The 25458-nt window shown below is 52.7% G+C and carries 21 protein-coding genes; 9 read left to right on the forward strand and 12 right to left on the reverse strand.

Annotated features, from left to right (window positions below; translation table 11 throughout):
- Positions 1–249: 249 nt before the first annotated feature.
- Entirely contained in the window at positions 250–1968 is a 1719-nt protein-coding gene (locus ACZM8Y_RS04700; protein ID WP_479858359.1) for an amidohydrolase, read from the forward strand.
- A gap of 77 nt (positions 1969–2045) precedes the next feature.
- Here the strand turns inward: ACZM8Y_RS04700 and ACZM8Y_RS04705 are convergent, their stop codons facing one another.
- Positions 2046–2339 (reverse strand): hypothetical protein, encoded by a 294-nt coding sequence (locus tag ACZM8Y_RS04705; RefSeq protein ID WP_302552020.1) that lies wholly within the window; start codon positions 2337–2339, stop codon positions 2046–2048.
- 973 nt (positions 2340–3312) lie between these two features.
- On the opposite strand from ACZM8Y_RS04705, the gene nifU reads away from it, so the two are divergent.
- Together nifU and nifS are read left to right on the forward strand one after the other, a co-directional pair.
- The gene (gene nifU, locus ACZM8Y_RS04710; protein ID WP_302552019.1) at positions 3313–4161 is read left to right on the forward strand and encodes a Fe-S cluster assembly protein NifU; all 849 of its coding nucleotides are present in this window, start codon (positions 3313–3315) and stop codon (positions 4159–4161) included.
- Positions 4158–5318: a cysteine desulfurase NifS gene (gene nifS, locus ACZM8Y_RS04715; RefSeq protein WP_479858422.1), complete on the forward strand. Its 1161-nt coding sequence runs from the start codon at positions 4158–4160 to the stop codon at positions 5316–5318. The genes nifU and nifS overlap by 4 nt, the downstream gene beginning before the upstream one ends.
- 69 nt (positions 5319–5387) lie before the next feature.
- Here nifS and ACZM8Y_RS04720 read toward each other — a convergent pair whose 3' ends face one another.
- The 3 genes from ACZM8Y_RS04720 to ACZM8Y_RS04730 all read right to left on the reverse strand — a co-directional run bounded on the left by ACZM8Y_RS04720 (position 5388) and on the right by ACZM8Y_RS04730 (position 7450).
- Positions 5388–5942 (reverse strand): NADPH-dependent FMN reductase, encoded by a 555-nt coding sequence (locus tag ACZM8Y_RS04720; RefSeq protein WP_479858423.1) that lies wholly within the window; start codon positions 5940–5942, stop codon positions 5388–5390.
- Positions 5943–6230: 288 nt separating this feature from the next.
- The gene (tadA, locus tag ACZM8Y_RS04725) at positions 6231–6665 is read right to left on the reverse strand and encodes a tRNA adenosine(34) deaminase TadA (RefSeq protein ID WP_374044376.1); all 435 of its coding nucleotides are present in this window, start codon (positions 6663–6665) and stop codon (positions 6231–6233) included.
- Between the two features lie 134 nt (positions 6666–6799).
- The gene (locus ACZM8Y_RS04730) at positions 6800–7450 is read right to left on the reverse strand and encodes an LOG family protein (protein ID WP_302552016.1); all 651 of its coding nucleotides are present in this window, start codon (positions 7448–7450) and stop codon (positions 6800–6802) included.
- Positions 7451–7683: 233 nt separating this feature from the next.
- Here ACZM8Y_RS04730 and ACZM8Y_RS04735 point away from each other — a divergent pair, with 233 nt between their 5' ends.
- The 4 genes from ACZM8Y_RS04735 to miaA all read left to right on the forward strand — a co-directional run bounded on the left by ACZM8Y_RS04735 (position 7684) and on the right by miaA (position 11461).
- The gene (locus tag ACZM8Y_RS04735; RefSeq protein WP_479858425.1) at positions 7684–9303 is read left to right on the forward strand and encodes an MBL fold metallo-hydrolase RNA specificity domain-containing protein; all 1620 of its coding nucleotides are present in this window, start codon (positions 7684–7686) and stop codon (positions 9301–9303) included.
- A 105-nt stretch (positions 9304–9408) separates the two neighbouring features.
- Positions 9409–9975 carry a 16S rRNA (guanine(966)-N(2))-methyltransferase RsmD gene (gene rsmD / locus ACZM8Y_RS04740; RefSeq protein WP_479858426.1) on the forward strand — a complete coding sequence of 189 codons (567 nt, stop codon included), beginning with the start codon at positions 9409–9411 and terminating at the stop codon, positions 9973–9975.
- A complete protein-coding gene (gene coaD / locus ACZM8Y_RS04745) occupies positions 9954–10550 on the forward strand; it encodes a pantetheine-phosphate adenylyltransferase (RefSeq protein ID WP_302552013.1) in 597 nt (198 codons plus the stop codon). The genes rsmD and coaD overlap by 22 nt, the downstream gene beginning before the upstream one ends.
- Entirely contained in the window at positions 10547–11461 is a 915-nt protein-coding gene (miaA, locus tag ACZM8Y_RS04750; protein WP_479858427.1) for a tRNA (adenosine(37)-N6)-dimethylallyltransferase MiaA, read from the forward strand. Before coaD ends, miaA begins: the two co-directional genes overlap by 4 nt.
- Positions 11462–11586: 125 nt before the next feature.
- Here miaA and ACZM8Y_RS04755 read toward each other — a convergent pair whose 3' ends face one another.
- The 4 genes from ACZM8Y_RS04755 to ACZM8Y_RS04770 form a co-directional block, all read right to left on the reverse strand.
- Positions 11587–12804, reverse strand: coding sequence for an acetate kinase (locus tag ACZM8Y_RS04755; protein ID WP_302552011.1), 1218 nt, complete (start codon positions 12802–12804; stop codon positions 11587–11589).
- 120 nt (positions 12805–12924) lie between these two features.
- The gene (gene pta / locus ACZM8Y_RS04760; RefSeq protein WP_479858428.1) at positions 12925–15042 is read right to left on the reverse strand and encodes a phosphate acetyltransferase; all 2118 of its coding nucleotides are present in this window, start codon (positions 15040–15042) and stop codon (positions 12925–12927) included.
- Between the two features lie 153 nt (positions 15043–15195).
- Positions 15196–18792, reverse strand: a complete 3597-nt coding sequence (gene nifJ, locus ACZM8Y_RS04765; protein WP_482333032.1) for a pyruvate:ferredoxin (flavodoxin) oxidoreductase — start codon at positions 18790–18792, stop codon at positions 15196–15198.
- 546 nt (positions 18793–19338) lie between these two features.
- Positions 19339–20328, reverse strand: a complete 990-nt coding sequence (locus tag ACZM8Y_RS04770) for a Smr/MutS family protein (RefSeq protein WP_487474502.1) — start codon at positions 20326–20328, stop codon at positions 19339–19341.
- Between the two features lie 185 nt (positions 20329–20513).
- Between ACZM8Y_RS04770 and purM the strand changes: the two genes are divergently transcribed.
- Positions 20514–21566 carry a phosphoribosylformylglycinamidine cyclo-ligase gene (gene purM, locus ACZM8Y_RS04775; RefSeq protein WP_302554637.1) on the forward strand — a complete coding sequence of 351 codons (1053 nt, stop codon included), beginning with the start codon at positions 20514–20516 and terminating at the stop codon, positions 21564–21566.
- 95 nt (positions 21567–21661) lie between these two features.
- Here the strand turns inward: purM and ACZM8Y_RS04780 are convergent, their stop codons facing one another.
- The 4 genes from ACZM8Y_RS04780 to ACZM8Y_RS04795 are packed head-to-tail and all read right to left on the reverse strand — an operon-like array spanning position 21662 to position 24865.
- Entirely contained in the window at positions 21662–22012 is a 351-nt protein-coding gene (locus tag ACZM8Y_RS04780; protein ID WP_337432111.1) for a hypothetical protein, read from the reverse strand.
- A 10-nt stretch (positions 22013–22022) separates the two neighbouring features.
- Positions 22023–23366, reverse strand: a complete 1344-nt coding sequence (hemA, locus tag ACZM8Y_RS04785; RefSeq protein ID WP_482333026.1) for a glutamyl-tRNA reductase — start codon at positions 23364–23366, stop codon at positions 22023–22025.
- A gap of 1 nt (position 23367) precedes the next feature.
- Complete coding sequence (ccsA, locus tag ACZM8Y_RS04790; protein ID WP_482333024.1) at positions 23368–24201, reverse strand: cytochrome c biogenesis protein CcsA; 834 nt, start codon at positions 24199–24201, stop codon at positions 23368–23370.
- Positions 24188–24865 (reverse strand): precorrin-2 dehydrogenase/sirohydrochlorin ferrochelatase family protein, encoded by a 678-nt coding sequence (locus tag ACZM8Y_RS04795; protein WP_482333022.1) that lies wholly within the window; start codon positions 24863–24865, stop codon positions 24188–24190. The genes ccsA and ACZM8Y_RS04795 overlap by 14 nt, the downstream gene beginning before the upstream one ends.
- Before the next feature lie 141 nt (positions 24866–25006).
- On the opposite strand from ACZM8Y_RS04795, the gene ACZM8Y_RS04800 reads away from it, so the two are divergent.
- The gene (locus ACZM8Y_RS04800; RefSeq protein ID WP_482333020.1) at positions 25007–25435 is read left to right on the forward strand and encodes a GNAT family N-acetyltransferase; all 429 of its coding nucleotides are present in this window, start codon (positions 25007–25009) and stop codon (positions 25433–25435) included.
- Positions 25436–25458 lie beyond the last annotated feature (23 nt).

Below are 25458 nucleotides of genomic sequence, written 5' to 3' on the forward strand. Positions count from 1 at the left end.
GTTTTTACCAATATTTTTTGGATTGATTGAGAAAAAAGTAGTTTTTAAAGTGCCATGTTGAGAGGAAGGAGGGTAAAGCATAGCGACAATAAAACAAAATAATTATAATGAGATGGGGATTAACTCCAAAGACGAAAAAATGGAATTGTAATGCGAAAATGCATTGACAGTGAAAAAAAGAGCAAGTAGGGTCAAACACGTAGTAGGCGTTCCATCTCCCCTCCTTTTTACCCCCTTTGTGAGGTATCCATGATCCGTAGAACGTTTCTAAAAGGTGCGGCTGCTGTTTCGTTTTCTCTCATGGTTTCGCCGGCGTTGACGGCTTTTGCCAAAGATTCGGTGCGTGTCTATTTGGGTGGCCCAATCTTCACCATGAACAAGAACAACGATATAGTAGAAGCCATCGCGGTGAAGGGTGAGACTATTCTGGCAGTGGGCAATAAGGCCGAGGTCATGGCTGTTGCCGGTTCAGGTGCCACCGTAGTGGATCTTAAGGGAAAGGCGCTTATCCCCGGTATGATTGACGGGCACAGCCATTTTCCCTCAGGGGCTTTTAATGAGTTGACGATGGTCAATCTCAACGTACCTCCTCTTGGGCGTGCGGAGTCGATTGGGGACATGCAGAATCTGCTTAAGGAACGTGCCGCCCAGACGAAAAAGGGGGACTGGATCGTCGGTTATAACTACAACGATTTAGCTATTAAGGAACAACGGCATCCTACCCGTGCCGATTTGGATGCTGTGTCTACTGAGCATCCGATTTTTGTAAAGCATGTGTCTGGCCATTTAGGTGTGGCGAACAGCAAGGCTCTGGAGTTGGCTGGCATTACGGAAGAGACGCCGAATCCTGAAGGCGGTAAGTTCCGCCGTGGTCCAGACGGAAAGCTGGATGGCGTGTTGGAAGGCCCGGCAGCCCAAGCGCCTGTTTCGGCTATTCGTCCCAAACCTACGGCCGCGCAATATGAAGAGGCTGTGCGTCGTGACAGTATGGTCTATGCGGCTGCGGGGATTACGACGGCCAACAATGGCGGCAGCCCCACTGTGGATGACTTTTTCCTCAAGGCCAGCGAAAACGGCGATTTGGGCATCCGTGTGGTCATTTGGCCCAATGGGCGTAATGCCAAGCTGATAGAAAGCTATGGTAAAAAGCGGCAGGGCACACAGCTTGATAAGGCTGGCAAGGTATTTCTTGGCCCCGCCAAGCTTTTTGCCGATGGTAGCCCGCAAGGTTATACGGCTTGGTTCTCCAAGCCCTACTTTAAGCAGTTGCCCGGTAAGCCGGCAGATTTTCGCGGATTTCCGGTATTCAATTCGCGAGAGGAATTGTTTGCGTTGGTTCAGAAACTCCATGATGCGGGTTGGCAGATTACCACGCACACCAATGGCGACCAAGCCATTCAGGATATGATCGACGCGTACAGTGCCGCTTTGGAAAAGAATCCGCGTAAGGATCACCGCCATATCCTTAACCACTGTCAGTTCTGTCGTCCTGATCAGGTGGTGGCCATTGCCGAAAAGGGCTTTGTGCCTTCCTATTTTGTAACCCACACATGGTTCTGGGGCGATATTCACCGCGATATGGTAGCTGGCCCTGAGCGTGCGGCCCATATCAGCCCTTTGAAGGCGGCATTGGATCATAAGATCACCTTTGCCTTGCATAATGATACGCCCGTGACGCCCATTAGCCCGCTCATGGATGTCTTTTCGGCTGTTAATCGTCTCACGTCCTCAGGGAAGGTGCTTGGTCCTGATCAGCGTATTGGCGTTATGGAAGCTCTGCGCGGCGTAACCATTAACGGTGCCTATATGCAGCGGCTTGAAGACAAGATCGGCTCTCTGGAAAAGGGCAAGCTGGCCGATATGGTTATCTTGGACAAGGATCCCACCAAGGTGGATCCAGTCAAGCTGAAGGACATCATGGTGGAAGAAACCATCGTGGGTGGTAACACGGTTTACAAGCGCGCTTGATGCGCCGTTGTCTAATGTTTATAAAAAGGCCCGCCAAAAGCGGGCCTTTTGTCTATCCATCGTTGTATTGAGACAGCTTAGAAGCTGATGTTATCCAGATGCGCATGCTGGATAAGCTCCGGGATGTCAGTAAATCTTTCGAAATCCCAACTCACAAGCTCAGGATAGGTCAAGTGCTGTAAGCCTTGCGGGTTAGCCGAAATGATGAACCACCGTTGCCCTGAGGAGTCTTCCCCCCATCCAAAGCCGATCACAAGGTCTTCGAGATATTTGGGAAATCCATGATATAGGGCGGTGTATTCCGCCACAAAGGCTTCATGGGCTTCTTTAAACGAAGGGTACATCTGACGACCGGATTCCGTACTTGCCATACTGTGCTCCTGTTGTGATCAACCTCATCGTAAGGGATCGCCATCATAAACGCGAGACGTCTGCTAGGCCTTTTGTCACGCTGTTGCCGATCTGCCATAGAGAATACATACTAGCGGTTGAAGGTACCTTAAAATAACAGCGAGGTATCTGGAGTGCAAGGCTTAAGGTAGGCTTCTAGTAATATCTCCCCATGCCGGAACTAGAGCCGGAATATGGACAGATTCGTGTTCGGCTGTGTACGGGGGTAATCCTACCGAAGTTTATATCAGAACGGGGTATATGCATTCTTTAAAACCACATTGTCCTATTCTCCCGGATTTGATGGCGTTGGAGTCGTGGGCAAGGTAGGCGCGAGTGTGCAATGTAGCAAACCCGGTGATAGTTTTTTGTGACGGCTCTTACGGCATGAATAAGAACAGCAAAATAGTAGAAGCCATTGTAGTGAAGGGTGAGACCATTCAGTAGTGGGGAGCAAGGCCGAGGTCATGGCTGCTATCGGTTTAGGGCGGCGCAATGCGGGGACTTATGCTGAAGAAGTTGTCTGTGACGAGGTTCATTTACCCGATACCGTTACGGGTGGGCAGGGTGCGAGGGTAGGGGGCAGCCGCGTATTCAATAGAGAAAAGACAGGATAGGCTGGCCGTGATCCTTCTCCGATTTTTGAAGAGAATGTTTTGGGAAAGCCTGTTCTTTAAAATGGATAAAGTGGTTTTGTTTGATAATATTCATATATAATAAATAGATATCAATATGAATCCTACGCGGTGCCAGCTTGACCTGCTCTGTGAAGCGGTGCATAGATTTCCGAGTAGAACGGATGACAAGAAAATACCTCCCCCCCTCTTCCATTATGGCTGTTAGGGCTTATATGGTATTTTGTCGGGAGAAATCCCTTTAATGAATCGTTATGCTCTCCGGGCGTGGCTCCGGTCGCACCCCGGATTGGTGACCAGTTTTTTTGGAGGACAGCATATGTGGGAATACACGGATACCGTTCGGGAGCATTTCCTGAAGCCGCGTAACGCGGGTGAGCTTGCTGATGCCAACGCCATTGGCGAGGTGGGAAGCCTTGCTTGCGGTGATGCCTTAAAGCTTTTCTTGAAGATCAATGACAAGGGCATCATCGAAGACGCTTCCTTCCAGACGTTTGGTTGTGCCAGTGCTATTGCTTCAAGCTCCGCGTTGACTGAAATGATTAAGGGCAAGACAGTGGAGGAAGCGGCCAAGGTGACCAATAAGGATATTGCGGCGTACCTTGGAGGATTGCCCCGAGAAAAGATGCACTGCTCTGTCATGGGACAGGAAGCCTTGGAAGCAGCTCTGCGCAACTGGCGCGGTGAACCCGCCGAAAAGCAGCATGAGCATGAAGGCAAGCTGGTCTGCAAGTGTTTTGGTGTGACCGATGTTCAGATTCGCCGTGCCATTGAGGAGAACAACCTCAAGACGGTGGAAGAAGTCACGAATTACACCAAGGCTGGCGGCGGGTGCGGCGAATGTCTTGATACTATTCAGGATATTCTTGATGAAGAATTGGGGAAGCCGAAGTTGAAGGAATTTAACCCCGCCCCGAAGTCCATAATGACCAATGTGCAGCGTATGCAAAAGGTCATGCAGGCCCTTCAGGATGAAGTACGTCCGCGTCTCGCTGCAGATGGCGGTGATATTGAATTGGTAGATGTCGATGGTCATCGGGTCGTCGTTGCTTTGCGTGGCCTGTGTTCAAACTGCAGTTCCCGTACGGTGACGTTGAAGGATCTGGTTGAGAAGATTCTTCGTGAGCAGGTGGAACCGGAAATTGTGGTTGAAGAGGTGAAGGCATGAGCGTCATCTATCTTGATAACAACGCCACGACTAGCGTAGCGCCGGAAGTTTTTGAAAGCATGGTTCCGTTTTTTACGGAAAAATACGGTAATGCTTCCAGCATGCATACGTTTGGCGGACAGGTGGGCAAGAGCATTCAGGAGGCACGCGAAAAGGTTGCGGCGATGCTTGGTGCGCAGCCTGAAGAAATCGTGTTTACCTCCTGCGGTACGGAAAGCGATTCTACGGCCGTGATGTCCGCTTTGCAGGCGCAACCTGAAAAAAAGCATGTCATTACGACCCGTGTTGAGCATTCGGCGCTTATCGCCCTAGGACAGCATCTGGAGCAGAAGGGTTATGAGCTGACGTATCTGGGAGTGGACTCCAAAGGGCGTCTGGATCTGGACGAGCTTTCGGAAGCTATGCGTAAAGATACGGCCATTGTCTCCATCATGTTCGCCAACAATGAAACCGGTACCGTTTTCCCCATTCAGAAGATCGCCGAAATGGTGAAGGAGCGGGGGATACTGTTCCATACCGACGCTGTACAAGCCGCGGGTAAGCTTCCCATTGATCTTGCCAAAATGCCTGTAGATTTTTTAGCGCTTTCCGGACACAAGCTCCATGCCCCCAAGGGGATTGGTGTGTTGTATGTCCGTAAGGGGACGCGCTTCCTCCCGTTCCTTCGCGGTGGGCATCAGGAAAGAGGGCGTCGTGCCGGTACGGAAAATGCGCCGTACATCGTAGGCCTCGGTACTGCATGTGAACTGGCTATGCGCCACATGACGGATGAAAACACGAGAGTGCCCGCCCTCCGCGATAAGTTGGAAAAGGGGCTTCTGGCGGCTATTCCCGATGCCATCGTGAATGGAGATGTGGAAAACCGTCTGCCGAACACGTCCAATATTGCGTTCCAGTATGTTGAGGGCGAAGCTATTCTGTTGCTTATGGATCAGCTCGGCATCTGCGCAAGTTCCGGTTCGGCCTGCACCTCCGGCAGCCTTGAGCCTTCGCATGTGCTGCGCGCTATGGGCGTTCCCTTCACCTTTGCGCATGGTTCCATCCGTTTCTCGTTGTCCCGTTATACGACGGACACTGAAATCGATTATGTCCTTGAAAAACTGCCGCCCATCATTGAGCAATTGCGTGCGATTTCGCCGTTTAGGGCAATGAAATAGCAGCTCGTCTTTTGGTGGAGAAAGAAAAGGCACCTCACTGGGGTGCCTTTTGTATTGCTGCGGTGGGGGCTACTTGGTCAACTGACTATGCCAAACGAGCAGGGCGTTCATAAGCGCCGTGACCTGTTGTTGTAAAGAGGGATCAATGAGATCTCCAGATTCGTTGAAGGCAGCGGAAAAGGCGTTGGAAAAGACTTCCGGTTTATTTACTGGGTGGAGGTTCAAATAAACACATACCTGCCGCAGATGGTACTGTGCCCGCGATGTTCCCATGCCGCCTCCGGCTCCCATGATGGCTACCGGTTTACCGTTGAACGGCGCGCAGTTCGGCTCGCGTGAAACCCAATCAAGAGCATTTTTTAAAGCCGGGGCGATAGAGTAATTATACTCTGGACAAGCCAGCACAAGAGCATCGGCTTCGGTGACCTGTCGGATCAGCGCTTGCACTGGCTCAGGTTTGGGATCGCAGCGATCGGCATTGTAAAAAGGAATATTGGTAAGATCGGCAATTTGGAAGTTCACCGCAGCAGGGAGGCATTGCTTGGCGAACCGTAGGAGTCCCGTATTGCGGGATTGGGCGCGCAGGCTTCCAGAGATACCGAGAATATTGAGAGTAGGATTCATATGTATTTCTCCTTTTTTAAAACTAGTTGTTTTATACACAGCTTGTCCATGAGAAAGACAAATCATAATAGCAAACGATACACAAGCTGTTGAAGAGGGTTTAATGGAAAGGCCATGTCATAGAAAATGATTGATGCTTTATTTTTTGAAATTCTAAAGGAATAACCAATAAAATGTCTCAGCTATGGAGTTCTTTAGTGGAAAACTAGAGAAAAAGATTGTATTTTCACCGTACTATGAAAAAATAACCACATTTTATGACAGAGCCATGAAAATAACGAAACAATATTATCTGCTCTTTTGAAAAAATTTTTGCAGTAACGATGCGCACTCCGGTGCAGCAATACCGCCCATATGCCATACTCGGTGGTTGTGGAAAGGTAAATCCAAGCCGTTGAAGCACGACTCTACAGCTCCGGCTTTATTGTCCGCAGCCCCATAGACGACACCGGCAAGGCGGGCATGGACAATAGCGCCCGTACACATCAGGCAAGGTTCAAGCGTAACGACGAGAATACAGTTTTCGAGGCGATAATTGCCCAAAACGGCTCCGGCTGAACGCATGGCCATAACTTCGGCATGGGCTGACGGATCGGAAAGGGCAATGGGTTGATTGTGCTCCGCAGCGAGGATCGTCCCCTCAGGATTGACGATGAGTGCCCCTACGGGAATTTCGCCTTGCTGGGGCGCTTGCTGTGCTTTTACAATCGCTTGGTGCATCAACCCCTCCCATGACCATCCGGGAGGAGGGGGAGGGATAGGGCCCCATGCTGTATAGGCACGGGGTTCGCAGGCGTTTTCGGAAAAGGCCGTCCGAGGATGTTGCGATCTGGAGGACGGCCTATCTGGTGACGTCATTATAGAATGACCCGCCTGCGGATCTGCTGAACCACCTGTTCGGGCGTATCGCAGACCGTAATGAGATCATCCACTTCAGAAGCCCTGATGTAGCCTCCAGTAACCATCGTATTGCGAAGCCAGTCAAGGAAGCCGTTCCAGAAGCTGCTTTGGTACAGGATGATGGGGAGCGGGCGGATACGCTTGGTTTGCGCGAGTACAAACGCTTCAGAGAGTTCATCAATGGTGCCCATGCCGCCGGGCATGACGACATACGCGAGCGCATACTTTACAAACATGAGCTTGCGTAGGAAGAAATAGCGGTAATCACTGCGTATCTTTACATACTTATTACATTCCTGTTCATGGGGGAGCTGGATATGCAGGCCGACGGACGTTCCTCCAGCCTCGGTGGCTCCCTTGTTTCCCGCCTCCATGAGGCCGGGGCCGCCGCCGGTAATGACGCCATAACCCGACTCAACCAACAACTTGGCGATGGTCTCGCCCTCAGCATACAACGGGTTTTCAGGCTTGACCCGGGCGGAACCGAAAATGGACACACAGGGGCCAAGCTCACTGAGCGTTTCAAAACCATCGACAATTTCAGCGAGAATTCTAAACATTCGCCATGATTCACGGATAGATAGCATGTCTATCGGGGATTGGCTCATAGGTAACTCCTTTTGAGGTATGGAAGGGACTATAGCCCGGTGTGTATTATGGCGCAAGACTCCAAGAGAAAGCCTATGGGAGAGAAGGGCGCATAAATTTTTTTCTTCATATCATGGCGGTATGATGAGAACCATTTTGACTTATGTGAGTGCATAGTTTTTCTTGTCATGAGATACCGGTTACAGGTAGTATGAGACTTTGTTTGGGAATTTACTCTGCATCAGGAGGTTCTATGAAAGTCCATTTTCTCGGTGCGGCGCAGACGGTCACCGGTTCTTGCTATCTCATTGAGGCTTGCGGGATTCGTTTCACCGTGGACTGCGGCATGCATCAGGGGAACTCCGAGATCGAGGCCCGCAACTTCGATACTGATATCTACCAGTCTGGAAATATTGATTTTATCCTTTTGACACACGCTCATATCGATCACTCTGGCCTTTTGCCCCGCATTGTACATGAGGGATTCAAAGGCTCCATTTATTGCACGCCCCCGACGGCGGCCCTTGCCGGGCTGATGCTTGAGGACAGCGCGCATATCCAAGAAATGGAAGCTGAATGGAAGCAGAAGAAGCAAAAGCGGCACACCGGCCAGAACGGTAAAAGCAAAGAGATTGCCCCGCTGTATACGGTTGAAGATGCCCGGAAGGTTTCTGATCAGTTCCGTTTGGTGGAGTACAACAAAACCTTTGAACCCCATCCGGGCATTGCCGTTACCTACAGGGACGCTGGCCATATCCTTGGATCCGCTTTCTTGGAGCTGACCGTGACGGAAGAGGGCAAGACGACCCGCATTGTCTTCTCAGGGGACTTGGGACGTCCGGGAACGCTCCTGATGCATGATCCGGTCGTTGCCAGTCAGGCGGATTATCTGTTCATTGAAAGTACATACGGCGATCGGAATCATAAGAACGAAGAAGCGACATTTGACGAACTGGCGGAAGCCATCGCCTACAGCTACAATAACCACGATAAGGTCATCATCCCTGCTTTTGCCGTAGGGCGTACGCAGGAGATTTTGTACTGCCTGTACTTGTTGCGGCAGAAGGGAAAGCTCCCGGATGATATGCCCATATTCGTTGACAGCCCTCTGGCGATTCGTGCAACGGAAGTCTTTAAAGAGTTCAAGGAGTATTTGGACACGCCTGAGATCGATTTGTCAGGGAACATGTCCGCATTGCTGCCCAACCTGAAGTTTACCCTGAGCGCTTCAGAGTCCCAAGCATTAAACGTGATGAAAGGGCCGGCGATCATCATTTCCGCGAGCGGAATGTGTAATGCCGGGCGCATCCAGCATCATCTCCGCCACAACGCATGGCGCCCCACAGCCAGCATCGTCTTTGTCGGGTATCAGGGCGTCGGCACGCCGGGCCGCAAGATCGTCGATGGTGCAAGCTCCATCCGGCTTTTCAATGAAGATGTCGCCATCAAGGCCAAGGTTTTTACGATTGGCGGATTTTCCGCGCACGCTGGGCAGAGCCAGATTTTGGACTGGATACGGAAAATGGCGCATCCCGGCATGCAGGTCGTACTGGTGCATGGCGAAGAGAAAGCACAGCAGATCCTTTCCGGCCTTATCAAAGACCAGTTCCATCTTTCGGTCTATACTCCCGGTTATTTGGAAGAAATGGCTCTTGTGTCTGGCGCTACCCCCGAAGTGGTCGTTACCGCACAGCCGAAGAGTTACGCGCATGTGGACTGGAACTTGCTGCTTGAAGAAACGGAAGACAAGCTTTCCAAGCTCCGTATACGCCTTGAAAAGGCCGAGGAGCGGCCTTGGGATGAACAGGTTGATATCCGGGATCGCATCCTTGAGCTTAATAAGGAATTGCTGTCTGTCCTGACTCAACTGTAAGTGAAGAAGAGGGGCCCGCAATGGGCCTCTTCTTCTCCGGTGATTAAGGCAGAATCTGTTCACTTCAACGTTGGTGACAACCGACAGTTTCCTACTGGAGTTTTCATGCGAATCATTGCCGGAGCCCTTGGAGGCCGGAGTTTGAAGACGGTTGAAGGGCCGGGGTATCGTCCGGCTACGGCCAAGGTACGTGAAGCCATTTTTTCTATGCTTTCCTCACGGGGGGTTGTATGGAGCGGTTTGCGCGTTCTGGATTTGTTTGCCGGAAGTGGAAGCCTGAGCTTTGAAGCCCTCAGCCGGGGGGCCCAAGAGGTCTGTCTCGTCGAGCGTGAGCCGAAGGTTGTACAATGCTTGAACCAGAATGTGGATACACTGGATGTGGCGGATCGGTGCCGTGTGGCGGAGAGCGATGTCCTGCGTTTTTTGAGGGGCAGGGCGTATCAGCCGTATGACGTCATCTTCGCCGATCCGCCGTATGGTGAAAACCGGCTGGCTCCTACGCTCAAGGCCATTATGAAGGGCGGTTGGCTTGCACCAGACGGGTATCTGCTTGCTGAGATTGAAGGATTGCTGCGTTTTGACGCAGCGGCGGCCCATGAGGAGCTTGAATTGGAAGTTGACCGAAATTACGGACAAACCCGGATCATCTTATGGCACAAGACAAACGAGTAGCGATTTATCCCGGAACATTCGATCCGTTGACAAACGGACATGCAAACATCATCCGGCGAGGATTGCGCATGTTCGACAATATCATTGTCGCGGTAGCCGCCGATACGGGAAAATCCCCCTTGTTTTCCCTCGAAGAGCGTGTTGCCATGGCGGAGAAGGTTTTCGCCAAGGAACCGAATATTTCCGTTGAGCCGTTTCAGGGGTTGCTTGTGGAGTATGTTGCCCGACGGAATGTCCATACGGTGCTTCGAGGGCTTCGAGCCGTTTCGGACTTTGAATATGAGTTTCAGATTGCGCTCATGAACCGTAAGTTGCGCCCGGATATTGAGACGCTGTTTCTGATTTCAGACTACCGCTGGCTGTACATCAGCTCAACCATCGTTAAGACCGTCGCAAGGTTAGGCGGGGATGTGCGTGGGCTTGTCCCTGATTATGTTCTCAGTTGCCTGCGTGAGCGTTTCGGTTTCACACACGGAGAGATCGAACCTGTAGCCCCGCCGCCCGTACCGGAACTCTCAGAGCTTGCGCGCTTGCAGGAACTGGAAGCTTCACTTGACAGGGATGCTGATAAATGACGAAACTCCGCGTCGTCTGTCTCGTCGGCCCTACGGGGGTTGGAAAGTCCGCAATCGCGTTACGCCTTGCCGAACAGTTTAATGGTGAGATCATCAATGCGGATTCGCGTCAGGTTTTTGAAGCTTTTCCGATCATCACGGCCCAACCCTCTCAGGTGGAACAGGCCGCATTCCCGCATCACCTTTACGGTTTTTTGAAAACGGACGCCCGTTTTTCCGCAGGGGCTTGGGGGGAAAAGGCCCTAGGGTATATTGAACATACGGCATTCCCTGTGATTGTGGGAGGAACGGGGCTGTATCTCCGGGCATTTTTTGATGGTATCGTGGATATTCCGCCAATACCGGATACCATCCTCACAAGGCTTACGGAAGCGTGCCGCATTGAAGGTTCACCAGTGCTGCATCGGAAGTTGGAGGAAATCGATCCGGCATATGCCGCCCGTATCCATAAAAACGATCGACAGCGTATCGTGAGGGCACTTTGTGTCTATGAGGCCACGGGAAAGACCTTTTCATGGTGGCACAGCCAAACGCCTCCCCCGCGAGAGGCGGATGTGCTGCGCATAGGTTTACGCCTTCCACTTGATACGTTGACGCCTTTGCTGGAACACCGTATCGATTTGATGCTTGAGGCTGGCGCACTTGATGAAGCTCGCTCCGAGTATAATGTATTCCCCGATGGGACATTGCCGGGGTGGTCCGGCATCGGATGCCGGGAACTTCATCTCTACCTTTCGGGCACGTTGTCGTTGGATGCCGCACGGGAGCTGTGGATCAAAAATACGCGGGCATATGCAAAACGGCAACTGACATGGTTCAACGCTGATAACCGAATCCAATGGTTTACCCCGGATGAAGGCAAAGATATCCTCTCTCTCGTCAGCGAGTGGCATCAGAGGAAAAAGGATTAGTGGACTGTGACGGGGAAGGGGATAGCCTCGAACTTTCCTGCCCTTGGCTTGGATCGTAGATAGCAATACAAGAGCCGTCCTTCCCACAGCGGGCAGGACGGCTCTTGATTGCTCAGGGCAGAACCTTATTTCTGGCTTTCTTCCACGATACGCATCGTGGTTGTAGCGATTTCCAGTTCTTCATTGGTGGGAATGATGAGGACGGGGATACGGCTGTCAGGCGTGCTGATGACGCGAGCCCCAGGCTTGCGGGTATGGTTTTCTTTTTTGTCAATCTTGATGCCGAAGGGCTCAAGGCCTTCGCAAACGGCCTCGCGGACGAATTCATCGTTTTCACCGATACCGGCGGTGAATACGATGGAGTCAACTTTGCCGAGCAGGAAGAAGTAAGAACCAAGTACCTTCTTAATGCTGCGGGTCAGCATCTTGAACGCGAGGGCAGCCTTTTCGTCACCCTTTTCGATGTTTGCATGCACGTCGCGCATATCACTGGTGCCGCAGATACCGAGCAGGCCGGACTTTTTATTCAGGACGGTATCAGCTTCCTGAGGCGTCATCCCCTTCTTTTCCATCATAAAGGGAACGATGGCGGGGTCGATAGAACCGCAGCGGGTACCCATCATCAGGCCTTCGAGAGGCGTCAGGCCCATCGAGGTATCGATGCACTTGCCGTTTTGAACGGCGCTCATGGAGGAACCGTTTCCGAGATGCATCGTGATGGAGTTCAGTTCCGAAAGCGGTTTGCCGAGGAAGGCCGCCGTCGCTTTCGCGATATACTTATGGGAGGTGCCGTGGAACCCATAACGGCGGATGCGCAGTTCCTCGTACAACGAATAGGGCAGGGGATACAGATACGCTTCGGGAGCCAAGGTCATACCGAATTCAGTATCGAAAACGCCCACATTGGGGACGCCGGGGAAGAGCTTTTCCGCAACCTCGATACCCATCAGGTTGGCCGGGTTATGCAGCGGGCCGAGGGGGAAGCAGTCACGAATGATTTCTTTCACTTTTTCGTCGATAAGCACCGGATCGGTGATCGCTTCGCCGCCATGCAGTACGCGGTGCCCAATGGCCGAGATTTCCGACTTGTCCTGAATAACCCCTTTTTCGGCATCCAGAAGCAAGGAAATGACGTCCTCCATCCCTTCAACGTGCGTGGGGAAGGGGCGCTCGACTACGATTTTTTCTTCCTTGTCGCTGCCGGGAGCAATCTTGTGGCTCAGTTTGCCCATAGGCTGCCCGATGCGTTCGACGACACCGGAGCACAGGACGGATTGGTCGTCCATATTGAACAATTGGTACTTACAAGAAGAAGAACCCGCGTTGATGACCAAAATTTTCATTGTTCTACCAGCTGATTAAAAAAGTTAAAGAGTCTTGTGGCAATAAAAGATGAAGGATCCGGCATCTTCCGCAAAAAGCATACATACGAAAGAGGTGCCCCGGATCCTTCATTAGAGCCCTTATTTAAGGGTGATTAAACCCTTTTCAGCCTGAGCCTGAATAGCCGTAATCATGACCGTGTTGATGATGTCCGGCACGGTGCAGCCACGGGAGAGGTCGTTTACGGGCTTGTTGAGGCCCTGCAGGACGGGGCCGATGGCAAGCGCGTCGGCGGCCCGCTGGACGGCCTTATAAGTATTGTTCCCGGTATTCAGATCAGGGAAGATGAATACGGAGGCCTGCCCGGCGACGGGGCTGGCGGGCGCCTTTGTGCGGGCCACTTCGGGATCGATGGCGGCGTCATACTGGATGGGGCCATCAAGGAGGAGTTCGGGAGCCCGTTCATGTGCAAGCTTGGTCGCTTCGATGACTTCATCCACGGCCTCACCCTTGCCGGAAGAGCCGGTGGAGTAGGACAGCATGGCGACGCGAGGTTCAACGCCGAAGACACGCGCGGTATGCGCCGAGCTGATGGCGATATCCGCGAGTTGGCTGGCTGTGGGATTGGGATTGACCGCGCAGTCGCCGAACACAAGGATACGATCCTTGAGGCACATGAAGAACACGCTCGAAACGATGGACGTATCGGGCTTTGTCTTGATGATTTCAAAAGCGGGACGGATGGTATGCGCCGTGGTGTTCACAGCGCCGGAAACCATGCCGTCGGCATCGCCGATCTGAACCATCATCGTGCCGAAGTAGGTCGTATCCTTCATACGCTCCTGTGCCTGCTCCAGCGTAATACCCTTGTTCTTGCGCATTTCGTAATACTGCTGGGCATAGGCGTCGAAGCGCGGTGAGGCCGTGGGCTGGATAATCGTGACATCCTGTAGTTTCAAGCCAAACTTCTTAATCTTTTCCTGAATGGCATCCGTATCGCCAAGCAGGATGAGATCCGCGATTCCCCGTTCACACAGGACTTCGGCGGCACGCAGAATACGCAGTTCCTCACCTTCGGGCAGGACAATGCGCATGCGATGCTTTTGGGCCTGCTCCGCGAGGTTGAACTCGAACATCATCGGGGTGACGCGATCGGATTGGAAGTTGAAAATCTTGTTGACGAGAGTTTCTTTGTCCACGCCCTCGGAGAAGGCGTCAAGCGCCACAGTAATTTTCCGATAATCTTCGGGGGAAATTTTCCCGTGCAGCTTCAGCAACTCTTGGCATGTGTCGTAAGTGGCGCCCTTTACAGAAAGAATGGGAACGGGGATTCCCGTCCAGCCTTCCATTAGTTTCTGCATGCTTTCAGGCAAATCAATGCCACCGGTCAGAAGGATGCCCGCGATATTGGGATAGGTAGACGAAAGGTGTGAGGTCAGGCTGGCGAGAATGATGTCGGAACGGTCGCCGGGGGTAACGATCAGCAGATCCTGCTTAAGATAGTTCATGAAGTTGCCGACCTGCATAGCCGCAATAAGGTAGTCGTGAACAAGGTTGTTCAGGCCTTCCTTACCGAAAAGCACATCGGCGTTCATCCATTTCTGGACTTCACCGACGCTCGGATTGCACAGGGCGGGGGTTTCGCTGATGAAGAACAACGGGGTGGAGGCCCCGGTGCCTTCAACTATCGTACTTGCGCAGGTGGGGCAATTCTCGGTGGAGAACGACACGCGGTTGACAAATACGCAGCCCACCTCGCGCCGCTTGTCCTTCAGCAACTCCAAATTACTCCTGACGGATGCTTGGATGGCGTCCAGAGATTTATCCCTGCCGTTGATGACGAGCGCAAGCGGAATATTAAGGCTGGCGGCGATCTCAGTGTTCAGTTCGAACTGGACGGCCGTATCCTTATCCCGGAAATCCGTGCCCTGGCACAAAACGAAGTCGTACTCGTTTTCAAGAGCTTTGTACTTCTGGAAAATTTTTTCGATCAACAGGGAAGTGTTCCCCGAAGCCACCAGTTCGAGCGCTTCCTTATAGGTACATGCATAAGTGTCCCTATACAGCATATCCAGCTCAAAATGCTTGAGGATCAGATTGATGCTGGAGTCGCGCCGGGCTTCGTCCTCGCTGTCGATGATGGGACGAAAGAAGGCAACCTTGCGTACCTGAGACTGCAGGAAGTGCATGAGCCCCAAGGTGACTACGGTTTTCCCACTCGAGCCTTCCGTACCAGTGATATAAAGAGAATGGGCCATAAAGAGGTACTCCGGGATGTAAGAATTACAGTTTTGTTCCGCAAAGCAACAAAATCCACATAATAATAGACGGAGTGCCCCTTTCTGTCAAAAGACACTCCGCCGACAGAGTCAAAACCGGGAACCGGCAAAAACGATTCCCGGAAGAGAGTGTTATTTCGTTACGTTGGGCTCTTCAGCGGCCTTCGGCTGGTCGGCCGAACCCGGGAACGCCGCCATGTACTTCAACAGATGGTAGCGATCATTATATGCCTTCTCCAGTTCCGTCTGGAGACGTTCGGAGTCCTGAGGAGCTGTGCTCTTCAACTGGGCATAGCGGTTTTCACCGGCTAAGAAGTCACGCAGGGTTCCGTCGGGAGCTTTGGATTCCAGAATCAGAGGCGACTTGCCCTGTTCGGCCCATTCGGGGTTGAAGCGGTACAGAGGCCAGTAACCGCTGTCGACGGCCAGCTTGCCCTCTTCCATGCTCTTACCCATCCCCTTACGAATGCCTTGGTTGATGCAGGGGGCGTACGCGATGATGAGAGACGGCCCCTTATAGGCTTCGGCTTCTTTCAGTGCCTTGAGCACCTGTTGCTTGTTGGCGCCCATGGAAACAGAAGCCACATACACGTATCCGTAGGTCATGGCCATGCGGCCCAGATCCTTTTTGCCGGTGCGCTTGCCTGCGGCGGCAAACTTGGCGACGGAGCCGAGCGGAGTGGACTTGGAGGCCTGACCGCCGGTGTTGGAGTACACTTCGGTGTCCATGACGAGTACGTTGATGTCTTCACCGGAGGCGAGGACATGATCCAATCCGCCGTAACCGATGTCATAGGCCCAACCGTCTCCACCGAAGATCCACACGGATTTCTTGGTGAGCAGATCGTTCATATCCCAAATCTGCTCGAACAGTTCATGTTCCGGAGCATCGGACAGCGCAGCAAGGATTTCTTCACCGAATTTCTTGGAACCTTCGGCATCTTCCTTGTTTTCCAGCCAGCCGTTAAGCGCGTTGACCAAGCCTTCGGGCAGGTCGGGCAACTTGGCCGCTTCCGCAACAACGTCGGCGAGCTTTTCGCGACGATGCTTGACGGCGCTGAACATACCGAAACCGTATTCGGCGGCATCTTCAAAGAGGGAACTGCCCCAAGCCGGGCCATGGCCATCCTTGTTGGTAGTATAAGGCACGGTAGGCGCGGAACCACCCCAGATGGAGGAGCAGCCGGTTGCATTGGCAATCAACATGCGTTCACCGAACAGCTGGGTAATCAGCTTTACATAAGGCGTTTCGCCGCAGCCGGCGCACGCACCGGAGAACTCAAGCAGAGGCTGCTGGAGCTGCGAACCCTTGAGGGTATCGCGAGCGACCAGATTGTCCTTCGGCTCCACGCATTCGGTGGCGAACTTCAAGTTGGCAACCTGATCTTCGAGCTGGGTCTGCAGAGGCTTCATGACCAGAGCCTTGGTCTTGGCCGGGCAGACTTCGGCGCAGGAACCGCAGCCGAGGCAGTCTTCAGCATAAACCTGAATACGGAACTTGAGGCCCTTGAGCTCCTTGCCGATGGCATCCTTGGTAACAAAGGTGTCGGGGGCACAGGACAGTTCTTCTTCGGTAGCCAAAACGGGACGGATGGCCGCATGCGGGCAGACAAAGGAGCACTGGCAGCACTGGATGCAGTTTTCGGAAATCCATTCGGGAATGTTTACAGCCACGCCACGCTTCTCATAGGCGGTGGTACCGAGCGGAACAAGACCGTCAGGCTCAAAGGCGGACACGGGCAGCTTGTCACCCTGCTGGGCGAGGATCGGCCGAACCACATCCGTGATGTAGGCAGGTTCATGGCTGTGGCCGCAGCCGCAACCGCAGGAGCAGGCTTCAGCCTTGTGCTCATCAACAGCCTCAGCCCATTCGGCCGGAATCTTGATCTCGGTCAGCGCGGCGATGGCGTTGTCCACGGCGGCAAGGTTCATGTTGACGATCTTGTCACCCTTACGACCATAGGTTTTCTTGATGGAGTCCTTCAGCAGAGAAACCGCCTGCTCGAAAGGAATCACTTCGGCGAGCTTGAAGAACGCAGTCTGCATGATCATGTTGATGCGTCCGCCGAGGCCGATTTCCATAGCGACTTTCACCGCGTCCACGTTGTAGAACTTGATGTTCTTGCGGGCGAGGGTACGCTTCATGGAAGCGGGCAGTTCACGGCTGAGGTCTTCAACGGTATTCCATTCGGAGTTCAGCACAAACACGCCGCCGTCTTTGATACCTTCGAGGACGTCGTACTGATGCACGTACGCGGACTTGTGGCAGGCAATATAGTCGGCTTGGTTCACCAAATAGGTGGAGTGGATGGGGGATTTACCGAAGCGCAGGTGCGATACCGTAAAGCCGCCGGACTTTTTGGAGTCGTAGGCGAAGTAGGCCTGAGCGTAGAGATCGGTATTGTCACCGATAATCTTAATGGCCTGCTTGTTCGCGCCCACGGTGCCGTCGGCACCAAGGCCGAAGAACTTGCACTGTACGGTGCCGGGAGCCACAGTGTCGATGTCGGCGCCAACTTCAAGGCTGGTGTAGCTCACGTCATCGACGATGCCTACGGAGAAGTGGTTCTTCGGGCCGACAGTGGTCATGTTGGCGAAGACGGCTTCGGCCATGGCAGGCGTAAATTCCTTGGAGCCGAGACCGTAGCGTCCGCCGAGGATTTCCGGTGTCTTGCCCTTTTCCATGAAGGCGGCGCAAACGTCGAGATACAGGGGTTCGCCAAGGCATCCGGGTTCCTTGGTGCGATCGAGAACGGTAATGCTCTTCACCGTAGAGGGAATAACCTGCAGAAGATGTTCAGTGGAGAAGGGACGGAACAGGCGAACCTTCACAAGGCCGACGCGCTGCCCCTGTGCGTTCAGCAGGTTGACGACCTCTTCGATGGTTTCACAGGCGGAACCCATAGCCACGATGATGCGGTCGGCTTCCGGATGGCCCACATAGTCGAAAGGACGGTACTTGCGGCCGGTGATGCCTTCAACCTTCTTCATCGCTTCGACAACGACGTTCGGAACCGCATCATAGAAGACGTTCCGACGTTCGGTGTTTTGGAAATAGATGTCAGGGTTCTGGGCCGTACCGCGCTGATGGGGGTGTTCCGGATTCATGGCATTCTGCCGGAATTCGTTCACCTTGTCCCAGTTGACGACCTTGCGGATGTCTTCATAGTCGATGACTTCAATCTTCTGGATTTCATGGGAGGTGCGGAAACCATCAAAGAAATGGCAGAAGGGGACGCTGGATTCGATGGTGGCCAGATGGGCAACAAGGGCGATGTCCATGCATTCCTGAACGGAGCTGGAGCAAAGGAAAGCAAAGCCGGTCTGGCGGGCGGCCATCACGTCCTGCTGGTCACCGAAGATGCTCAGCGCGTGCGTGGAAAGGGCACGGGCGGAAACGTGGAATACGGTGGGAAGCAGTTCACCGGCAATTTTGTACATGTTGGGGATCATCAGCAGGAGACCCTGAGAAGCCGTAAACGTGCTGGTCATGGCACCAGCCACAAGAGAACCGTGTACGGCACCGGCGGCGCCTGCTTCGGACTGCAGTTCACGCACGGTAACGGTCTGGCCCATCAGGTTTTTCTTACCGGCTGCGGCCCAGTCGTCAGCGAGTTCGCCCATCACGGAAGACGGTGTGATAGGGTAAATACAAGCGACATCGCTAAGAGCATACGCGATATGCGTGGTTGCCGTGTTGCCGTCCATGGTTTTCATTTTTTTAGCCATGAAGACTCCCTTCCGCCCCCCGGCGGACTTTGTTTGTCATGCTTTCAAAACAGCATAACGAGATACATGTTAGCCGTGTGGTCACGGATGACCAATACGGCGAGTCGTGTACTGTTCCCAGATACGGCGAGCCATTTTTCTTAGGCTTTTCCATAACGTCCATTCGGATGTGTACCCTTAGGGAAAAGACCCCTCTTAAAGATACGAACTTATCCACCTGTGTCCATTGTTATGTTGTTGCCGCTCCGGTTTTGGCGCTCAGGTTTCGCATACCTAGCAGGATAACTCTCTTCCTCGCTTTGGCAATGAAACCTGATACATTCTTTTTTCACGGGCAAGATTTCAATCAACACATTTCTGGGATGAAAAACAAAATCCCGTGGACGAAAGAACCATAGCATGGATTTGTTTGGTTGAACAGTCTATTTCCATCAAACACGTAAAAAATCTTTTTGCACAAGTACCGTATTCTTTAGGTGTATAATTTTTTTGAAAAAAATTCAAATAGATATATTGTGTGAAGCGTTTGTTTCGTGCAGAAAAATGTTAAATCAAATCTGGATCCACGGGCCTGCGTTCCCAATAAATTTTTCCTCCTCCTTTTCTGAATTTACGGAGGAGGACGTAGAGGGCTCCCGCCCCGCCATCGGAAGGTTTAGCCGTACAGAACGCAAGAATGACGCGCTTAAGCGGTTCTTGGGTAAACCACTCCTGAACTTTTTCCCTGAGGATGGAGATGCCGTGAGGAGAATTTAGGCCGCGCCCGGGCACCACAAGAACCGTCCGTTGTCCTTTAAAATACGCCGCACGGAAAAAGCCCACCAAAGCGCCAAAAGCCTGTTGCGCGTTCATTCCATGCAAGTCTAGATGAGACTCCGGGCTGAATTGTCCCGCCTGCAGTTTCCCTACAAGCATCAGATCGAGGCCGACAACGTGCCCTTCCACATACTCATCGGTGAAGGCAAGCGCAAACTCAAGCTTGCCGTCGATGAATTCCTGAAGGGGGTTTGATGGTGTTTGTACTGGGGGAGTAGGTGTCGGCGCTTCCGCCGCTACTTCCCGCCCCTTCCCGGAAAGCGGGGTAACATCTTGCATGGCCGCAAAGAAATTGATGTCTTCCTCGCCGGTTTCGTTTTCCATTCTTTCCGGAGCAGGGGAGACTGCCATTTTATTGACTGTTTCAGGGGCAGTATTTTTTTTCTTTTTTGGGAACAATTGTTCAGTGTTATGGAGAGACTGCTTGCCGAGTACGGGATTCTCTAAGGAGGTGACGGAAGGTCGTTTTTTGCACTTTGCATTTGCTGACGCACCCAGCTTGGTCACGCCAGAAACGGCATTCAAAAAGGCTCTGGTTTCCCCTTCATCCTGCGGCGAGACGAATTCCGTATAAAAAGAGGAAGCTGCACTGTCATTACTGGAGATAGGGACGTTTTTTTTGAGGCTTTTCGCTTTTTTCTTTTCGTCATGAGACGGAAAACGTTTTTTATCAAGTTTTCGAAAGGGGTTTTCACCCGCGAACGGTTTTTCTTCATTCATGATTTGTAACCTTCAATGTATTGGGAGAATCGGATATCAATCAGAATAGTCCCCGAACGGGTGAACCGCAAGGGGAGGAATGGGGAAACGGAGTACTCGAGAAAGGAAATTGGCCTCTTGCGCAAGTAATGGGAAAAGCCTATTCTCACCGGACAAGTTACCCAACGCTAGTTTAGGAGAGGATCATGCCCCTGACGCGAGCCCAAGCGTATACTGAAGCCGGAGTGAACATTGATGCCGGCAATTCCCTTGTTTCCCGTATCAAATCCATCGTATCCCAAACCCATATCCACGGGGTTCTTTCGGATATCGGAGGATTCGGCGGGCTTTTCAAGCCGGATATGTCCGGAATGGCCGAGCCGGTGCTGGTTGCCTCCACCGACGGGGTCGGCACCAAGTTAAAGCTGGCCTTCGCTTTCGACAAGCATGATACGGTTGGTATCGATCTTGTGGCCATGAGTGCCAATGATATTTTGGTTCAGGGCGCGCGTCCGTTGTTGTTCCTCGACTATTTTGCGACCGGTAAGCTTGACGTGGACAAAACCACGCAAGTGATCGCCGGCATCGCGGAGGGCTGCAAGCAAGCTGGATGTGCCCTGCTTGGCGGTGAAACGGCCGAAATGCCTGATATGTATGCTGACGGTGAGTATGATCTCGCGGGATTCTGCGTAGGCATGGCTGATAATGCCAAGATCGTGGATGGTTCCGGAATCCGGGTCGGCGACGTGCTCATCGGCCTTGCTTCTTCCGGCATCCATTCCAACGGTTATTCCCTTGTCCGCAAGATCCTTGATAAGAGCGGGCTTGGTCCGGATGACATCATGCCCGGTTCTGAGAGGACGGTGAAGGATGTCCTGCTGGAGCCCACCTATATCTATTCCGATGTTGTACGCAACCTGATGCGCGATCTGCCCGTTAAGGGAATGGTTCATATTACGGGTGGCGGCTTCTACGATAACATTCCCCGTGTCCTGCCCAATTCGGTCACTGCGGATATCAAATTCGCTTCGTGGGATGTGCAGCCCGTTTTCCATTGGCTGCGTGAGGAAGGCGGCCTGACTTGGCCTGAAATGTTGCAGATTTTTAACTGCGGTATCGGCTATATCTTTATTGTGCCCAGTGACGTCGCGGAAGAGGCTATGGGCCGCCTTGAGGCCATGCATAAAGGTGCTTGGGTCATCGGAACGATCGGCCGCCGTCAAGATAAGGATGAAGAACAGGTTAAGATCCTGTTCTAGTGACTGAAAGCCTATTCATGAAAAGGCCTCCCCACGAAAATGTGAGGAGGCTTTTTGTTTAACTCGACCTATGAGAAAAGCCAGCAATGCAGAAACTACTGTTGGGTGTACCCTTGCTCGGCTTCCGCCTCCATGATGCGGGCGTCAAGCCAGTCCATCATGTGGCGTTCGGCTTCCGGAGAGAGATAGCATACACATTCGCAACGCATACGCCCTTTGGCACGGACGAGAAATTCAAGCCTGACGGCATCGTCAAGAATTTCCAATGCAAGGCAATGCGGTCCGCAAGAGGATGTGTGCTCACGCTGGACGGGAAGCAGGTAATCCTTCTTCAACGGCAGCCAATACAGTCTTTCAATACCGGATTGACAGCCCTTTTTCGTCAGCTGCGCCTCAAGGTTGGCAATGACTTCAGGCTGGAGCTCGTCTACAAGATAACAACGCATGTCCGTTCCCTTATGGCAGTTGAGATTCGTTTCTGTGGATCCTGCGCGTACATCGGCCCGTCGGGTGTTCGTCATCCAGTCCGAACATGCGCCTGATCAGCTCCACATTGCGGGAAGCTGTCTCGGACTTGGCCCCTTTCAGGAATGTAATTGGTTCATGTGAAAGCTTTCTGATCAGACCATGCAGCATAGCTTCCAACGCTTCACGGGTTTCCGGATTCACGGGCCCAAGCCGTTTTAAGGTCCGCTGAAGCTCTTCTTGCGCATGTGTTTCAAAGTGGGAGAGCAGATCCACAATAGTGGGTTGGAGCTCCAACGATTCCAGCCAAAAAAGGAAAGCATTGACTTCTTCGTTAACGATCCCCTGCGCTTTTTCCGCTTCGACACGCCGATGGGCCAGGTTTTCTTCAACCACTTCTTTCAGATCATCGATGTCATAGAGGTAGACGTTATCTAGGTTGTTGACGTCGGGATCTATGTCGCGGGGAACCGCAATGTCGATGAAGAACATCGGCCGGTACTTGCGGCGCTTCAAGACATCCTTGATGTCGCGGGCACGAATAATGGCTTCTGGGGAACCCGTGGAACTGATGATGATGTCCACATCGGCAAGGTGCTCGAACAAGTGCTCAAAGGGAATAGCTTCCCCTTTGAACTCAGCGGCTAGTTCTTTAGCGCGCTGGTAGGTTCGGTTGGCGACCTTGACCTTGCTGATTCCGGCTTGGATCAAATGGGTGGCTGCAAGTTCCGCCATTTCGCCGGCACCGATGAGCATCGCTTGGTATTGGCCCATGTCGCCGAAAATGCGCTTAGCCAGCTCCACGGCCGCGTAACTGATGGAAACGGCGCTTGCCGCAATGCCGGTTTCCGTACGCACCCGTTTGGCGACGCTGAATGACTTGTGCAGGAGGCGATTAATGATGGTCTTCGTCGTTCCGGCAAGGGTAGCCTTGCGGTAAGCGCCTTTAAGCTGTCCAAGGATCTGCGGTTCACCAAGCACCATCGAATCGAGGCTGGAGGCAACGGTAAACAGGTGAGCGATCGCCTCACGGTCTTTGTGGATGTATACATACGGAGCGAGTTCGACGGCCTTCCGGTTTTTGGCGGAGGCCCATGCCTCCAGAACCAACCCCGGTACATCTCCTTGGCCTACGGCAAGGATTTCAACCCGATTGCAGGTTGAGAGGATCAGTGCCTCATCTAATGTTGTCTCGGCCGAACCGTTTTCCCCTGACGGGCGCAGCGGGATGGCCCACGTATCTTTGGAGCAATGATCCGTCAACGCAAAACGTTCCCGCACCTCAACGCCGGCAGTACGGTAGTTGAGCCCAATAAGATAGATTTGTTGTTCCATATCAGCGTGGTGTGGTCAGAAAGCTGTGGTGTGTCGTCATAAAAAGGTTCACCACGATGAGCGAAAACGCGCAGACCGTGAAGATCCAAATTGCCAGAATTGCCGGTTTGCGTCCCTGCCAGCCCTGTGTGAACCGCTGGTGGAAAAGCCAAGCGTACAGGCCCCAAACAACGAGCGAAATAAATTCCTTGGGATCACCGGAAAGGATTGTGCCCCAATTGATGCGGGCCGAGATGAACCCGAAAAGTACGCCTGCCGTGAACAGTGGAAAACCGACTGTCGTCGTGAACGCGTTGATCTTGTCCAATGCGGAGAGGGCGGGAAGATCCTTTTGGAAACCTGCCAGCTTTGATTTAGACTTGATGCTCTTTGCCTGTATGAGGAAAAGCACACCCGCACCGAAAGCGAGGGCCATCAGGCCGATACTGATAAATATTGCTATGATATGAATAGTAAAAGTCATTCCCGAAAGCACGGGGGGGAGCGGTGTTTCGGCATGCCGCAGTAAGAGGGCAATCAGGAACGTCAGCAAGGAAAACGGCGCTACGGTCAGGAGCAGCGCCTCATAGCGCCATCGGAGCCACGCGACAAGTCCACTGAGGGTAATGCACCAAGCCAGAAGCTGGACATACACAGAACGGCTTAGGCCAGCGAACCCGTCACTCATACAAGTGGTGAGCAACAATAAGGTGTGGGTAGTGAAGGCAAGCACCGTAAGCACGAGGGCGGCACGCTTGAGCCATTCGTTTCGGGCAAGGATACCCGCCACGACGGCCGCCGTCCCAAGGGCATATAGGTGAATGGCCAGAACCGGCAACAGTTCAGGCAAGATCATGCAGCAACTCCATGATATACGGATGCAGTTCGATAGGTAGCAACTCCTCAAGCAAAGATTCGCACGCTTGTCGATCCCGACGTTGCAGGGCTTCGGCCAGAGGCGAATTCACAATGCTCCGGAAGAGGCTTGTATTCTGCCTCGTCTCGTGATGTAAGGCAAGAACCAAGGGACGGAGCCGCATCAAAAGTTCGCTTATCCCCGTATAGCGTCCTCCGAGCCATATTTCCAAATCCTCACGGATCTTTCGGGCTAGCGCCGGGCTAGCGCCTCCTGTGGAAAGGGCAATGGAGATATTTCCTTGTTCCGCAAGGGCGGGTACGATAAAGGAACTGTCCTTAGGCGCATCGGCACAGTTACAGAGGATGCCGCGTTCCGCACAGGCTTTCGCCACAGCATCGTTGGTCTGTCTGTTGCTGGTGGCGGCAAAAACCAAGGCGCACCCCTCGACATCGGACGGTGCAAAGGGCCGACGCGTATAACGGACACGTTTATCTTCAAGCAATACTTGAAGATTGGAGTCCGGTTCAGCTAAGTCAATGATATGAAGCCGCCCAACAGGGCATTCGAGCAGGGAAGCTATCTTGCGGCAGCCAACGGCACCCGCGCCGACTACGAGACAGCTCCGTCCAGAAAGTTCCAAAAAAACTGGATAGTAATGCATAAGGTATCCGATAGGGGCTAACAGAAAACATATTCGTAACCTATGAATTCCTAAATATAGCACGACTATGCACCTTCGTCCACAGATGGGGAATGGGGCCTTTCAGGTAGCCCTTGCCTGGTGCGTGCGCATGGAGGGGAGATGATCCGGGCATTTAAAGAAGAAGACACAGAGGCCGTTATCCGAATATGGCTGGAGGCTTCCATTCGTTCCCATTCTTTTATTGATAAGGCATATTGGGAAGAGAAGGCCGATGCCATGCGAACCTTGTATCTTCCGTTAAGTGAAGTCGTTGTGGATGAGGACAAGGACACGGGCGAAGTGGTTGCCTTTATAGCTTTTGTGGAAGACTATCTTGCTGCGCTTTTTGTTGCCCCTGCGCATCAAAAGAAGGGAGTGGGATCCCGCTTGTTAGCCCTAGCCAAAAAAATGCGCGATACACTAGAGCTTTCCGTTTATGCGGAAAATGAACGGGCAGTCGCCTTTTACCGAAAAAATGGATTCCGCATGACCGATAAACGGATTGAAGAAATGACCGGCCACACTGAGCTGCTCATGGTTTTTCCATAACCGGTCACGCATTCTTTTTATAA

Source organism: Bilophila sp. (assembly GCF_057864385.1).

Bases quoted from the DNA above. Each gene is read 5' to 3' on its own strand.
- ACZM8Y_RS04735 (WP_479858425.1), top strand. From the start codon at position 7,684: ATGAAAGTCCATTTTCTCGGTGCGGCGCAGACGGTCACCGGTTCTTGC.
- ACZM8Y_RS04720 (WP_479858423.1), bottom strand. From the start codon at position 5,942: ATGAATCCTACTCTCAATATTCTCGGTATCTCTGGAAGCCTGCGCGCC.
- purM (WP_302554637.1), top strand. From the start codon at position 20,514: ATGCCCCTGACGCGAGCCCAAGCGTATACTGAAGCCGGAGTGAACATT.
- rsmD (WP_479858426.1), top strand. From the start codon at position 9,409: ATGCGAATCATTGCCGGAGCCCTTGGAGGCCGGAGTTTGAAGACGGTT.
- ACZM8Y_RS04780 (WP_337432111.1), bottom strand. From the start codon at position 22,012: ATGCGTTGTTATCTTGTAGACGAGCTCCAGCCTGAAGTCATTGCCAAC.
- hemA (WP_482333026.1), bottom strand. From the start codon at position 23,366: ATGGAACAACAAATCTATCTTATTGGGCTCAACTACCGTACTGCCGGC.
- ACZM8Y_RS04800 (WP_482333020.1), top strand. From the start codon at position 25,007: ATGATCCGGGCATTTAAAGAAGAAGACACAGAGGCCGTTATCCGAATA.
- miaA (WP_479858427.1), top strand. From the start codon at position 10,547: ATGACGAAACTCCGCGTCGTCTGTCTCGTCGGCCCTACGGGGGTTGGA.
- nifS (WP_479858422.1), top strand. From the start codon at position 4,158: ATGAGCGTCATCTATCTTGATAACAACGCCACGACTAGCGTAGCGCCG.
- ACZM8Y_RS04795 (WP_482333022.1), bottom strand. From the start codon at position 24,865: ATGCATTACTATCCAGTTTTTTTGGAACTTTCTGGACGGAGCTGTCTC.
- pta (WP_479858428.1), bottom strand. From the start codon at position 15,042: ATGGCCCATTCTCTTTATATCACTGGTACGGAAGGCTCGAGTGGGAAA.
- nifU (WP_302552019.1), top strand. From the start codon at position 3,313: ATGTGGGAATACACGGATACCGTTCGGGAGCATTTCCTGAAGCCGCGT.
- ACZM8Y_RS04705 (WP_302552020.1), bottom strand. From the start codon at position 2,339: ATGGCAAGTACGGAATCCGGTCGTCAGATGTACCCTTCGTTTAAAGAA.
- ACZM8Y_RS04730 (WP_302552016.1), bottom strand. From the start codon at position 7,450: ATGAGCCAATCCCCGATAGACATGCTATCTATCCGTGAATCATGGCGA.
- ACZM8Y_RS04755 (WP_302552011.1), bottom strand. From the start codon at position 12,804: ATGAAAATTTTGGTCATCAACGCGGGTTCTTCTTCTTGTAAGTACCAA.
- ACZM8Y_RS04700 (WP_479858359.1), top strand. From the start codon at position 250: ATGATCCGTAGAACGTTTCTAAAAGGTGCGGCTGCTGTTTCGTTTTCT.
- ccsA (WP_482333024.1), bottom strand. From the start codon at position 24,201: ATGATCTTGCCTGAACTGTTGCCGGTTCTGGCCATTCACCTATATGCC.
- ACZM8Y_RS04770 (WP_487474502.1), bottom strand. From the start codon at position 20,328: ATGAATGAAGAAAAACCGTTCGCGGGTGAAAACCCCTTTCGAAAACTT.
- coaD (WP_302552013.1), top strand. From the start codon at position 9,954: ATGGCACAAGACAAACGAGTAGCGATTTATCCCGGAACATTCGATCCG.
- nifJ (WP_482333032.1), bottom strand. From the start codon at position 18,792: ATGGCTAAAAAAATGAAAACCATGGACGGCAACACGGCAACCACGCAT.